Consider the following 13,064-nt stretch of genomic DNA (forward strand, 5'->3'; position numbering starts at 1 on the left):
GTTTATTCAACATAAAATTCATTTTCAGAAAAATAAAATAATAAAAAGTTGTATAATCTGTAAATACTATTGATAAATAAAATAAAAAAATAAGCATGGATTTGCTATATTCAGAGAAAATATAGTGTTAGGGAAGTTAAACCTCTCTGCAATGACAACCTATTTTTAGATCATCATTCGAAAACTTAAGAACCTATAATTAGAATTTTTTATGAAAAATAAGTCTTTGCTTGTTTTTTATTGTTTAACAATAAAAAGCCCGCATTCGCGGGCTTTAAGCAATCGGTTATACCGAAGATTATGTAAATTTAATACTCGCACGGATTTAGCCAAATGTCGACTTATGGCCCGAAGCACCCTGATGGACAAGCACGCCTTGATTAAAGTCATTTGGAGTAGAACGACCATCGCTGCAAATCGCACCTTCACCTTCGTAATAGTCTCGATCTTGAATGAGTGCAAAACCCATATCAAACCACTTCGCAAAATTAACGAGATAATCAATGTAGAATCGTTTTGTCGGTAAAAAAGTCGCTAAATGGGTGGTTTGTTGCCAACCTAATGCTACGCGTGACTGGTGCGCCACCACGGGGAACGTCCACCCCGCTTCAACACCCCAAGCATGGGGCTTCTCAAGCCCTTGTGCAGGCTCAATCTGTATTGACCTATATCTGGAAGTTGTGTAAGAAAATACCGCCAAGAATAGACTGGGTTCAATAAGTCTCGTGTCGTTGCAATATAGTGCGCATTAATATCAAATGGCCCCATCGTCAAATCTGCATTGACATCCCAGGCCGGTGTTTTCTGATTAGGCACTCCGGGAGCAAGTGTACCCGTAGAAAGCGTACCGGCTACAAGGTAATTGAGGTAGTAGGAGGATAAAAAGTTTGAGTTAGCAATATTAGCTAACCAACCTGCATCCATATTTAAATTTCCTTCGCAAAATTGCCAGTTATATCTTAAATCAACCCCTCCATTTTGAATACGTCGCGTTGAACCCCCATCATCCAATTTCACAAAACCAAATTCCACCAAAGGTTCATTAATTTTTGTTAAAAATTGGGTCCGATTTTCACTTTGAACAAAAGCATAAGACTTATATTGTCCAAATGGCGCATAAGCTTTACCCACTCGCAAATAGACCGGTGATATTTGATTATTCCCGATCATCGCATAAGCGGTGTCTAGCATCGCTCTTTGCACCGGTGTATACACAAATTGTGAATTAGCGATATGGTAAGCACCGGTTGAACCAATAACACCTGTTAAAGAAGAATAAACTAAACTCATCGTTGCTTTCAGCCAGCTATTCGCCCGTGCATTGACAAATAAGTTTGCATTATTGAGCACTAAATCGCTCGCTCGATTGTCAGTTGGAATCAAAATAGATTGTTGGCGCAGTTGACTGACCGTATTGTCTGAAATAAATTGAGCAAATACTGGAGGATGATTAGCGAAATAAACATCGGCATTCATCCAGCCACTAATATTGATACGGCACGTCCAGCCACAAGGCTGATCAAAACCACCCGGTTGATTTTGATTAAAGATGACGTCGAGTTTGCTCATCTGATCACGCATCACATCCAGCTGGTACGAAGTATCCATATAGTATGGCTGTATAGCCGCCATCAAAGGACCGCTGAGCCCTAATGTCACCCGCGAAACAACCATTGTCTTGAGTTTCATACTCATCTCTCTCCTTGTATAGGTTATTAATTCAGATTTCTCATGCGCCTCACCGATAAATGAGAATAAGTCGCGCTCAAAAAAAATTAAGCCACTGTTTCAAGTTTCATTGTTTATTACCTTACCAAGGCTGTTCAATTTCCCTTCCCACCTTATTAAAAAAATCATCAGCGAAAATTAAGCAACCCTAGTTTTTTACATCTCTGTTATTTGAATGAATCGACTCTAAAATCTGTGTATTACACACAACAATTTACTTTTGATCAATTTTAAAACAATTATTTTTAATTATTTATTATTAGGGAAGAACTCTTAGCGCTTTAGGAAAGATTTAGAATTATTTTGTTAGCTAAAAGTAATGTCTCGCAATAAAGAGACACTCACCGAAACTTATACCGAAGCCCAAGATTGATGTCAATCTTTTTTTGATATTTTTAACTTAAATTTATCTTCTAGATAACGGTTAAAAATGAAGCAGGTACCTCTGGAAAACACTTTTTTGCAAACGCTAAGCCGTTTATAAGCATTTACCTGATTGAGCTGCTTCACCAAGCAATTAAATATCTTAATAAAGATATTTTTTATCTATCTAATCCGAATAAAGCAGGAAGGAATTAACTAAAAATCAAGTCTAGGTTAATTTTTCTTTTAATTTACCTGTTTTATATAACTCTTCAACGATATCACAACCACCGATCAGCTCTCCTCGGTAATACAATTGCGGAAAAGTCGGCCATTGTGAATAAAGCGGTAGTGCTTGGCGAATTTCCGGATGGGTTAAGACATCCACATACGCAAAATTGAATTGGCAGGCATTCAGAACCTGTGCAACTCGCGCTGAAAAACCACAGCGTGGTTGTTCGGGCGTCCCTTTCATATATAAAATCAAGGTATTTTCAGCAAGCTGTTGTTCGATCAAAGTGATGGTATCCTGAGTGGATGGATGCATAATAGAGTCCTCGCAACGTTGTATTGTAATAAAGCGAAATGAATGCCTGAAAAGCTTGCCTTATGATTACTCGAATTTTAAACTGTCGCAAGCCAATTTCGCATTTTTAATCTAAAGAGGATTTCGTCATGAAGCATGTACTCCCTGATTTAGCCTACGATCGCCACGCCTTAGCTCCCACGCTTTCTGAAGAAACCTTAGATTATCACTATGGAAAACATCATAAAGCCTACGTAGACAAACTCAATGAATTGATCGTCGGTACTGAATTTGCAACGCTTTCATTAGATGCCATTGGCAAAGCTTAACCCCTGAACGACTTTATCCGGCTCATTAGCCACCGCAATTGAACAAGCATTTGGCTCGATTTCTGCTTTTAAAACAGCTTTCAACCAAGCGGCTGTCGGGCAATTTGGTTCGGGTTGGGCTTGGTTGGTCCGCAAAACAGATGGCGCATTGCATATTGAAACCACCGGTAACGCGAATACACCTTTTCAAACCGGCCAGCACTGTTTATTAACCTGCGATGTTTGGGAACATGCCTACTACATTGACTATCGGAACGCTCGTCCTCAATATCTTGAAAAGTTCTGGGAGATTGTCAATTGGGAATTTGTTGCGCAAAATTTTAATAAATAACCTTTATTTTAAGGAAACAACATGACCGCGTTAATGCCTATTTATCCGAATCGCCTCCCTATTTCCTTTACACGCGGTGATGGGGTTTGGTTATTTGATGAAAAAAACACGGCTTATTTGGATGCTTTATCCGGCATCGCAGTCTGTGGGTTAGGTCATGCACATCCCGCTGTCACGAAAACGTTATGTGACCAAGCCGAGAAACTCCTCCATACCTCAAACACCTATCATGTCCCAGAGCAAGTTCCTTTAGCGGATACCTTAGCCCGACTCTCAGGAATGGATGAAGTGTTTTATGCCAACTCCGGTGCCGAAGCCAATGAAGCGGCTTTAAAATTAGCACGACTTTATGCCCATCAGCGTGGCATTGATCGTCCATTACTCATTACCATGGAAAAAAGTTTTCATGGACGAACAATGGGCACATTAAGTGCCTCGGGAAGTGCGCGCTTACAACAGGGCTTCGAACCGTTGTTAGAGGGGTTTGTCCATATTCCTTTCAATGATTTGAGCGCACTAAAACGAGTCATTGCCACACAAAGCGATCGTATTATTGGCATTATGTTAGAGCCGATTCAAGGTGATGGTGGGATTCGTGAAGTCAACGCTGATTTTTTTGAGGCGATTCGTTACTATTGTGATGAACACGATTGGCTCCTCATCGCCGATGAAATTCAAACCGGGCTGGGTCGAACCGGGGCGTGGTTTGCTTATCAACATTATGGAATTTTACCGGATATTGTCACCGTTGCGAAAACCTTAGGGAATGGGTTCCCAATCGGTGCTTACCTAACCCGTGGAAAAGCAAATGGTTTATTTACAGTCGGTAAACATGGCTCAACGTTTGCGGGCAGCCCGTTAGGCTGCGCCGTCGCTCTAACTGTCCTTGAAACCCTAGAAAAGCAATCTCTTGTCGCGCATGCCCAACAAATGGGCACACAACTCATGCAAACACTACAAGAAAAGCTCGGCCAACATCCGAGAATCGTCGCACTCCGTGGAAAAGGACTGATGATCGGCATTGAACTCGACCGACCTTGCCGTGAATTACCCAAGATTGGCTTGCAACATCGCCTATTATTTAATGTGGTCTCTGATCGCACCATACGCCTTTTGCCGGCATTAATTCTCCAAGAAGAACATTTAGATTTAATTGTCAGCCGCTTAACTGCGGCGATTAACGAACTAGAATAACTTATGAAAACACCTTCATCCCTCAAACAACAATTTGCAACACGTACAATTCATGCCGGACAAACACCTGATCCGAGTACCGGTGCGGTGATGACGCCAATTTATGCCACATCGACCTATACGCAGAAAAGCCCAGGGGAACATCAGGGGTTTGAATATTCACGATCACATAATCCGACACGTTTTGCTTATGAACGCTGCATCGCCGATTTAGAAAGTGGGCAAGCGGGTTTTGCGTTTGCCTCCGGTTTAGCAGCGATCAATACCATCATGGAGCTGTTAAGTCCGGGCGACCACGTCATTGCCATGGATGATTTATACGGAGGAACCTTTCGTCTATTTAATCAAGTGAAACGACGTTCCGCCGGCTTACATTTTTCTTTTGTTGATTTTACACAACCCGAATTGTTACGCGCACACATTCGCCCTGAAACAAAATTAGTTTGGATTGAATCGCCGACCAACCCGTTACTTAAATTAGTGGATATTCAGCAAGTCGCGCAGATTGCAAAACAACACAATTTATGGACGGTTGTGGACAATACGTTTGCCACGCCGTGGATACAGCGTCCATTAGAGTTAGGATGCGATTTAGTGGTGCATTCGGCCACAAAATATTTAAACGGTCATTCAGACATGGTCGGCGGTATCGTCGTGGTCGGTGAACATCCTGAACTCATCGAGCAAATACGTTACTTACAAAATGCGACCGGTGCAATTCAAGGTCCATTTGATAGCTTTTTAGCGCTCCGTGGTTTAAAAACACTGGCTTTACGGATGGAACGACATTGTGCTAATGCGGCGCAAATTGCTGTTTTTTGGAACAACATCCGCAAGTACAACGTGTCTATTATCCCGGCCTCCCCTCACATCCCCAATATGAGCTTGCTCAAAAACAAATGGCCGCCGGGACCAGCGGCATGGTCAGCTTCTTGTTAAAAGGTGGTTTAGCTGAGGCACGTCTATTCTTATCACGTTGTCAGTTGTTCACGCTCGCTGAAAGTTTAGGCGGCGTTGAAAGTTTAGTCGATCACCCAGCTATCATGACACACGCTTCGGTTCCACTTGAAACCCGATTACAATTAGGAATTAGTGATGGCCTGATTCGCTTGTCGGTCGGTATTGAAGCGTGCGCCGATTTACTAGCAGATTTAACACAGGCTCTTAATTTCTAAATAATAAATAAAGGTTCATCTCATGAAAAAAGCCGTCGCGCTCATTTCAGGTGGTTTAGATTCCATGTTAGCGGCGCGCTTAATCCAAGAGCAAGGGATTTATGTCGAAGGCCTCAATTTCTATACTGGATTTTGTGTCGAAAATCATACCCAAGCGATGCGTAATCCTACGGGTACCCGTAAACACCACAGTGCATTATGGGTCGCCGAACAACTTGGAATTAAACTCCATTTCATCGATATTGTTGAAGAATATAAACAAATCGTCCTCAATCCAAAATACGGTTATGGCGCGCATCTCAATCCGTGTTTAGATTGTAAAATTTTCATGGTCGGCCAAGCCAAACATTGGATGGAAAAACACGGCTTTGATTTCATTATTACTGGTGAAGTCATCGGTCAACGTCCTAAATCACAACTCAAAAAGAATATGCCTATCGTGGCGAAAGCGTCGCATGCTGAAGATTTACTGGCGTTATGTGCGCGCTACTTAGCACCGACTCGTCCAGAACAAGAAGGCTGGATTGATCGTGAAAAATTATGTGCTTTATCTGGACGAAGTCGCGCCCCACAAATGGCGTTAGCCAAACGTTTTGGCTTTAGTGACTATTCACAACCGGCCGGAGGATGTTGCTTTTTAACGAATCGGCATTATACCCAAAAGCTACGTGATCTGTGGACACATCGAGGTGAACGCGATTATGACTTCGATGACATTATTTTACTCAAGGCAGGACGTCATCTTCGTCCTGCTCCACATTTCAAACTGATTATCGGTCGTGATGAAAGTGAAAATACTTTTTTGGAACGTTATCAATATCAGATTCCTTCACTCACTCCGCTTAGCCATTCCGGTTCCCTGACCTTAATCGAGGGTACGTTTAAAAACGAGGAATTACCTTGGATCGGGCGGATTGCGGCGCGTTTCACACAAGCTAAGGTGGAAGAGCTGGTGACGTTCCGCGTCCAATTTGGATCCAAACACACCTCCACGTTAGAAGTTTACCCCTTTTCTACCAATGAAATTTGTAAAGAATGGTATATTGCTGATAATGATTAACTTATAGCAACTGCGGTCGATTTTTGATAACGTATCTTCAGGAATGCTTAGCGGGTTAATTTAACAATGAATGACGCCTCCAAAACCGTGTTGCCTGCCTGTTTATCGACAAAAAAAATGAATTCGATGGCACCTTCTCGGATAACTAAACCTAACTTATGGTTAGATGCGCGGCGGTTACTTTGTCCCTTGCCGGTGATTCGTGTCCAAGAACGTGTCCAACAATTAACGCCGGGTGATTGTTTAAAGGTCGTATTCTCTGATAAGGGTAGCTTGGCCGACATTGCTGCGTGGTGCCGACTACACGGCCATCAAATTCTAGCGCGTCATAGTGAACCCCCTGATATTTTCATTACCGTCCAAATAGGTGAAGCTTAGACATGAATAAACGTTATCGTCGTGCCCGCACAGTTGGGCTTTGGGGCGGAATCAAAAATGCTTTACTGACTGGATTTAAAATTATCTTTGGGCTCAGTGGACACTCGCATGCTTTACTGGCGGATGGCCTGCATTCGCTCAGTGATCTCTTGGTCGATGGGGTGGTGATTGTCGCCTCAAAATTTGGTAGTAAAGCGGCGGATGATGATCACCCTTATGGTCACGGTCGTATCGAAACCGCCGCGACAGTGATGTTGGCGTTTGTCCTTGTTGCGGCAGCACTCGCTATTTTTGTCGATGCCGGCAAAACTTTCTTCTCCAAGGAAGTGGTCGCCGTCCCCGCGCACTATGTGCTCATCGTTGCTCTGTTATCGATTCTTTGTAATGAAATACTGTATTTTTGGACCAAACACGTTGCCCAGCAGATTCACTCTAAATTACTGTTAAGTAATGCCTGGCATCATCGCAGTGATTCGGCGGCTTCATTTGCCGTAGCCATCGGAGTTATCGGGGCATGGATCGGCTTTCCCAAACTCGATGCCCTTGCAGCACTGTTTGGTTGGCAAAGCATGCAAGAGCTCGTCGACACGGCACTCACAGCAGAAGAAAGTGAGCGGTTACAACAATTTATTTTATCGCTACCTGGCGTCAAAGCCCTTCATCAGTTTCGAACCCGGTCCGTAGCGGGTAATATTTTTTGTGATGTCCATGTGTTAGTTGACCCAACCTTAAGCGTTTCCGAAGGACATCATATTAGTCAATCGGTTGAGGCGCAGTTGATGACGCATTTCCCTCAGGTACACGACGTCACGGTACACATTGACACCGAAGACGATCAAGTGAGTCATTTGAATCAAAACCTACCCAGTCGCACGACCTTACAACCCTTACTTGAACAGGCCTGGAAAGGTTTGATTCCTGAAACCGCCATTCAGCAAGCCTTGATCCATTACCGAGAAGGCCATATTCTCATAGAATTACGTTTACCTCTCCATTTTTGTATTCAAACTGATTTGCAAACAAAACTTGATCAAATTAAAGAACGTTGTCCTTTTATCCAAACCATTCAACTTTTTTACTATACGCCTCATGAATAATACGGTGACCATCGCCACGTGGAATGTGAATTCACTTCGTGTCCGGCTACAACATGTTCTTAAATGGCTGGTCACCCATCAACCGGATGTTTTAGCTTTACAGGAAACCAAAGTCACCGATCAAGATTTTCCGATCGCCGCACTGCGTGACGCCGGTTATGAAGTGTGCTTTAGCGGTCAAAAAAGTTATAACGGTGTCGCTATTTTAAGTCGATTTCCTATCCAGCAAGTCGAAACTTCATTTCCTGGATTTACCGATACGCAACGTCGTCTTTTAATCGCGACCCTCGGCCCACTCCGTGTGTTGAATCTTTATGTCCCTAATGGAGCGAGCCTGGATTCAGAAAAATACGAATATAAACTCGCTTGGTTAGCACAATTACAAGACTATCTTGCTAAAGAATTAGCAACTCAACGTTCTGTTATTGTCGTCGGTGATTTTAATATTGCTCCCGAAGATCGAGATGTTTATGATCCCAGCCGTTGGGCAGGGCATGTCTTGGTTAGCCAACCGGAACGTCAGGCTTTTCAACAACTCATTGATCTTGGGTTAGTGGATACATTTCGTTTATTTCATCCCGAAGCCAATCATTATAGCTGGTGGGATTATCGCGCCGCCGCCTTTCGCCGTAATCATGGGTTAAGAATTGACCATATTTTAAGCACTCTTCATTTAAGTTCACGTTGTATACGCTGTGAAATCGACAAAGCGCCGCGTTCATGGGAACAACCTTCCGATCATGTTCCGGTCATAGCAACTTATGAAAATATCAACTAGGCTTTTAACTATGGCAGAAACTATTAAAGCACGTTTTGGAATTGGCGATATTGTCCAACATAATCTGTTTGGCTATCGCGGTGTGATCGTCGATGCGGATGCCGACTTCCGCGGTGACGAAGCCTGGTATCAACAAAATGCACCGGGTAGCCCCCCGAAAAATCAACCGTTACCACCTTCTTGTGCATGGCTCGGTCCATCACGCGTACGCGGCTGAAATCAATTTGGTGAAAGATAATACAGTGGATCCGATTGAACATCCGGAGTTAGAATATTTCTTCGATGAGTTTAAGGATGGAACTTACCACTCTCGTCACTCGAGTAATTAAAAGTAAGTTATGAAAACCTTAACATTAATTCGTCACGCCACCGCTTGTGAAAAAATGAACGGTCAGTCTGATCAAGAACGCGATCTAAGTGCCTTTGGTCGTGCACAAGCCAGTGATGTCGCTCGGCAACTCAAAACTCAACAAGTGACTCCCCCTGATGTTATTTTGTGTAGTCCCGCGCAACGCACCCAGCAAACCGCAGCGATTCTTTGTGATATCTTAGAACTTGACCCAAAAATCATTACGTTAGAACCTGTACTGTATTCGGGGGATGAAGAAATGATTTTACAGCGCTTTAGCCGCTGATTATTGGACATAATCCCAATTTAAGCTGGCTCACACAGCATTTTTGTCAGGAGTTAGCGCAAGCTGTTTTAGCACCTGCCAATATTGTAAAACTGGCCTTCGCATTAACAGATTGGCGTCAACTCGCAAACATACCGGGTAAATTGCTTTTCTTACTCACACCCTATGCCGAATCCGATTGAAATACTGTTTGCCAAAGCCTTTACTGCCCACCGAGAACATCGTCTCGCAGAGGCTGAATATCTTTACCAACAAATATTAAAACACGATCCTCAGTCGCTCCCTGCGTTACAAGGTCTCGCTCGCCTGGCTGCGCATCCAGATCCTAACAATCCAGAAATTTATAATAGTTACGCCGTCCTGCTTTTAGCTCAAAATGAAACAGAACGTGCAAAACAGCTCTTACAAACGGCACTGGCTCACAAAGAAAATTACCCGGAGGCGCTTTTTAATTTAGGATTAACCTACTTAGCAGAGCACAATCTGCACGCTTTCTTGAGCACATTGACCGTTGACTCACAGTTTATTCCTGCGCATTGGCAATGTGCGGCCTTGTATTGGAAAACTGAAAATTACTCCAAAATTCATCCTCATTACCAACAGCTGTTGCAACTTGATCCCGATTCGGTCGAATTACATAACAATTATGGCGTTTTATGGCTTCGCGAAAATCAACCAGATAAAGCCGCACACTGTTTTCAACAAGCATTAGAACGCGATCCCAAACACAGTGAAGCACGAAACAACCTAGCGGCCTTATTTTTAAAATCCGGTCAATATAAAGAAGCGATTTGGCATTATTCGTTATTATTAAATTTAACACCAACGGATCACGAAGCGCTGTACCATCGGGCGTACGCACAAATGTTAAGTGGACAATTAATAGCCGCCCAGAAAGATCTACAAACTATTTTAAATGCCAATCCCGCGCATCGCGATGCGCGCTGTAACTTAGCCGCGATTTATCTTAAACTTGAAGATCGTGATGCGGCGCGGCAACAGTATCAAATCTTGCTTGAGGCGGAACCTAATCACCCGATTGCACGTTATCTGTTTGAGGCACTGAATCAAAAAACCGCCCCTCAACAAGCCCCTCTTGAATATATTCAACATCTGTTTGATGGCTACGCGGGTCACTTTGATCACCATTTACAAACGGTACTGTGTTATCAACTACCGGAACAACTCTACGCACAACTCAATCCCTATCTCACCCGACAAGATTATACGATTTTAGATCTCGGCTGTGGCACGGGATTGAGTGGGTTACCGTTTCGTTCCATCGCAAAAACCCTTACCGGGATCGATGCTTCAGAAGCCATGTTAGCGCAAGCGCGTCTGAAAAAATGTTACGATCAGCTGATTCAACAAGACATTTGCCTGGCTTTAGATTCGTTGCCCGACCTATTCGATATTATTTTATGTGTAGATACCTTCGTTTATTTCGGTCAATTACAACCCCTTTTTCAATCGATCCATCAACACTTAACCGAAGATGGTCTTTTTACTTTTTCAACCGAAACCGCGGACGATCCCAATACTGATTTTTATTTGCAGAGGAATGGACGCTATCAACATGGCGATCACGCACTGGAACGTATCATTGAACAATGTGGGTTAACCTGTCTCGCCAAAATAGCACTCCATGGCCGTTATCAAAAAGAAACATTAGTGAACCACACCGTATTTATTACGCGTAAAAAGGCTTAAAAATAAAGCCCGGATATATATATTGCGCCACGGCATTGATTTATTCATCCGTCATTGTTTGAGTCAGCAGCGTCATCATTTGCCAACCATCCTTGTGTTCCCCTGAACGAAATGCCTTTAATTGTGCGGCAACGTACGCCGCATACTGGCCGCTTAAACGGGGGAACCCCGCCGACGGATTACCTAAACCCGCTGGACCATGACAAGCTAAACATGCCGGTATGCCTTTACGGAGATCACCGCCTCGATAAAGACGTTCTCCTAAAGGAACCGGATCAGCTTGTGCGCGTTCAATCGAAGTCGGTAATGCCGCATAGTAAGCGGCTAATTGCACACACTCGACAGGTGAAAGTTGTTGCACAATGGCTTGCATCACTGGGTTTTGCCGAGAAAAGCGTGCCTAAGGGCGAAATGCAGCTAAGGAACGTAAAAATACACTGAGTTCTGACCGGCTAATTTTGAATAGTTTGGCAGCGCTTGGGCATTCCCATCTACACCATGGCATTGTGCGCAACGCGCTAAGACGGCATTGCAGATCGGGGCAGCGTACGCAGAATGGATTAAATACAGACTAACTAAACAAGCAAATACCCAAAGTTTATAGTCGATTTTCATCGAGTCCCCTCTCTTAAAAACGTTCAACCTCATGATTTTAGCGACCCAGAAGAACAAAGTCTCATTTGCATTTTCTAAAATTGAAAGATTGCAAAAAAATAGGGATTGTTTTATATTCGCTCCAGGCTTTGACCTAAAAAAATAATAGTCAGTTTTTTCTAGTTTGATACAAAGTAAATTAAAATAATAATAATAAATTTTGTGTTTTAAATTCTAAAATAAGGCCAGGGAATTTCTTATTTCTCTTTTTAAGAGCACGGTTTTATTGTGCGAACTATTTCATTCCCTCCAACCACTTTTTTAAAAAGTGCTGCTAAATTAAATCAATTACCTCCAGATAATGGCTCAGAAGTCGCATTTATTGGTCGTTCAAACTCAGGTAAATCTTCAGCAATTAATGCCATCACCGGAATTAAAGGTCTCGCAAAAACGAGTAAAACACCGGGTCGAACTCAGCTTTTGAATTTCTTTACGCTCGATAATCCACAACAGCGTTTAGTTGATCTGCCCGGCTATGGTTTTGCACGTGTTGATGAACAACAAAAACAAGATTGGGAAGCGGTCATTGCAGACTATTTGCAAACCCGACAATCCCTAAAAGGTTTAGTCATTACAATGGATAGCCGCCACCCCTTGAAGACCCGTGATCAAGCGATGCTTTTTTGGGCAAAACATTATGCCATCCCTCTTTATATTCTACTGACTAAAATGGACAAGCTATCGAATCAAGAACGTCTTTTATCGCATAAAACGACAAAGAAAACGTTAAATGAGTTAAGTATTCAAGCAGAGATACAACCCTTTTCTGTCACAAAACCGATCGGTATCCATGAAGCACGGCGTATGATTTTACAGTGGTTAAATAACAAACCGACAGCCAATTAAAAATTAAGCCTCACAAAGGAAGTGAAGTCACTCTGCTATTTTCAATTAAATTTATGTAAGCAATTAAGTTTAAGCAGAGGTTCCATCTAATTCTAATGAACAAAACAAACCGTCTATTCTTTTCTTATTTTTATATGAAAAGTGAACTTTAACCAATAAGAGAATTACACACTGATGCAAAGCAAAATAAAACAGATTATTGAATAAAATTACGTCTCATCCACTCATTTATTTGCACTCTTTTCTCTTCTAAACTTGAT

Annotated in this window: 18 protein-coding genes and 1 pseudogene; 13 read left to right on the plus strand and 6 right to left on the minus strand. The window is 42.7% G+C overall.

Going from position 1 to position 13,064, the window contains the following annotated elements:
* Positions 1-325 precede the first annotated feature (325 nt).
* The 3 genes from S3O_RS0104535 to grxD all read right to left on the minus strand — a co-directional run bounded on the left by S3O_RS0104535 (position 326) and on the right by grxD (position 2,638).
* Complete coding sequence (locus S3O_RS0104535) at positions 326-586, minus strand: hypothetical protein (protein WP_156792745.1); 261 nt, start codon at positions 584-586, stop codon at positions 326-328.
* Positions 565-1,689 carry an LbtU family siderophore porin gene (locus S3O_RS0104540; protein ID WP_010597887.1) on the minus strand — a complete coding sequence of 375 codons (1,125 nt, stop codon included), beginning with the start codon at positions 1,687-1,689 and terminating at the stop codon, positions 565-567. The genes S3O_RS0104535 and S3O_RS0104540 overlap by 22 nt, the downstream gene beginning before the upstream one ends.
* A 631-nt stretch (positions 1,690-2,320) precedes the next feature.
* On the minus strand, positions 2,321-2,638 hold the full coding sequence (gene grxD / locus S3O_RS0104545) for a Grx4 family monothiol glutaredoxin (RefSeq protein ID WP_010597888.1): 318 nt from the start codon (positions 2,636-2,638) through the stop codon (positions 2,321-2,323).
* A 128-nt stretch (positions 2,639-2,766) separates the two neighbouring features.
* On the opposite strand from grxD, the gene S3O_RS20640 reads away from it, so the two are divergent.
* A complete protein-coding gene (locus S3O_RS20640; protein ID WP_010597889.1) occupies positions 2,767-2,946 on the plus strand; it encodes a superoxide dismutase in 180 nt (59 codons plus the stop codon).
* On the opposite strand, the gene S3O_RS20645 is transcribed toward S3O_RS20640, so the two are convergent.
* A complete protein-coding gene (locus S3O_RS20645) occupies positions 2,923-3,081 on the minus strand; it encodes a hypothetical protein (RefSeq protein ID WP_456238847.1) in 159 nt (52 codons plus the stop codon). The genes S3O_RS20640 and S3O_RS20645 overlap by 24 nt on opposite strands.
* Between S3O_RS20645 and S3O_RS20650 the strand changes: the two genes are divergently transcribed.
* The 11 genes and pseudogenes from S3O_RS20650 to S3O_RS0104605 all read left to right on the plus strand — a co-directional run bounded on the left by S3O_RS20650 (position 3,005) and on the right by S3O_RS0104605 (position 11,304).
* Complete coding sequence (locus S3O_RS20650) at positions 3,005-3,277, plus strand: superoxide dismutase (protein ID WP_456238850.1); 273 nt, start codon at positions 3,005-3,007, stop codon at positions 3,275-3,277. The two genes, S3O_RS20645 and S3O_RS20650, sit on opposite strands and share 77 nt — an antisense overlap.
* Before the next feature lie 21 nt (positions 3,278-3,298).
* Complete coding sequence (locus S3O_RS0104565; RefSeq protein ID WP_010597891.1) at positions 3,299-4,471, plus strand: aspartate aminotransferase family protein; 1,173 nt, start codon at positions 3,299-3,301, stop codon at positions 4,469-4,471.
* Between the two features lie 3 nt (positions 4,472-4,474).
* Positions 4,475-5,646: pseudogene (locus tag S3O_RS13805) on the plus strand (trans-sulfuration enzyme family protein).
* A gap of 22 nt (positions 5,647-5,668) precedes the next feature.
* Entirely contained in the window at positions 5,669-6,706 is a 1,038-nt protein-coding gene (locus tag S3O_RS0104575) for a tRNA (5-methylaminomethyl-2-thiouridylate)-methyltransferase (RefSeq protein WP_010597894.1), read from the plus strand.
* 66 nt (positions 6,707-6,772) lie between these two features.
* Positions 6,773-7,084, plus strand: coding sequence for a sulfurtransferase TusA family protein (locus S3O_RS0104580; protein ID WP_010597895.1), 312 nt, complete (start codon positions 6,773-6,775; stop codon positions 7,082-7,084).
* Positions 7,085-7,086: 2 nt separating this feature from the next.
* Positions 7,087-8,181 (plus strand): cation diffusion facilitator family transporter, encoded by a 1,095-nt coding sequence (locus tag S3O_RS0104585; RefSeq protein ID WP_010597896.1) that lies wholly within the window; start codon positions 7,087-7,089, stop codon positions 8,179-8,181.
* A complete protein-coding gene (gene xth, locus S3O_RS0104590; protein ID WP_010597897.1) occupies positions 8,174-8,959 on the plus strand; it encodes an exodeoxyribonuclease III in 786 nt (261 codons plus the stop codon). The genes S3O_RS0104585 and xth overlap by 8 nt, the downstream gene beginning before the upstream one ends.
* A gap of 10 nt (positions 8,960-8,969) precedes the next feature.
* Positions 8,970-9,176, plus strand: coding sequence for a heat shock protein HspQ (gene hspQ, locus S3O_RS19560; protein WP_010597898.1), 207 nt, complete (start codon positions 8,970-8,972; stop codon positions 9,174-9,176).
* Positions 9,097-9,288, plus strand: coding sequence for a hemimethylated DNA-binding YccV-like domain-containing protein (locus S3O_RS19565; RefSeq protein ID WP_268869414.1), 192 nt, complete (start codon positions 9,097-9,099; stop codon positions 9,286-9,288). Before hspQ ends, S3O_RS19565 begins: the two co-directional genes overlap by 80 nt.
* Positions 9,289-9,297: 9 nt before the next feature.
* The gene (locus S3O_RS11415) at positions 9,298-9,594 is read left to right on the plus strand and encodes a SixA phosphatase family protein (protein ID WP_010597900.1); all 297 of its coding nucleotides are present in this window, start codon (positions 9,298-9,300) and stop codon (positions 9,592-9,594) included.
* A gap of 165 nt (positions 9,595-9,759) precedes the next feature.
* Positions 9,760-11,304 (plus strand): tetratricopeptide repeat protein, encoded by a 1,545-nt coding sequence (locus S3O_RS0104605; protein WP_010597901.1) that lies wholly within the window; start codon positions 9,760-9,762, stop codon positions 11,302-11,304.
* Between the two features lie 40 nt (positions 11,305-11,344).
* On the opposite strand, the gene S3O_RS15360 is transcribed toward S3O_RS0104605, so the two are convergent.
* Both S3O_RS15360 and S3O_RS15365 read right to left on the minus strand, forming a co-directional pair.
* A complete protein-coding gene (locus S3O_RS15360; protein ID WP_010597902.1) occupies positions 11,345-11,677 on the minus strand; it encodes a c-type cytochrome in 333 nt (110 codons plus the stop codon).
* 44 nt (positions 11,678-11,721) lie between these two features.
* Complete coding sequence (locus S3O_RS15365; protein ID WP_010597903.1) at positions 11,722-11,919, minus strand: c-type cytochrome; 198 nt, start codon at positions 11,917-11,919, stop codon at positions 11,722-11,724.
* A gap of 267 nt (positions 11,920-12,186) precedes the next feature.
* On the opposite strand from S3O_RS15365, the gene yihA reads away from it, so the two are divergent.
* On the plus strand, positions 12,187-12,804 hold the full coding sequence (gene yihA / locus S3O_RS0104615; RefSeq protein WP_010597904.1) for a ribosome biogenesis GTP-binding protein YihA/YsxC: 618 nt from the start codon (positions 12,187-12,189) through the stop codon (positions 12,802-12,804).
* The last annotated feature ends 260 nt before the right edge of the window (positions 12,805-13,064 follow it).

The organism is Rickettsiella massiliensis 20B (genome assembly GCF_000257395.1).
GTDB lineage: Bacteria > Pseudomonadota > Gammaproteobacteria > Diplorickettsiales > Diplorickettsiaceae > Diplorickettsia > Diplorickettsia massiliensis.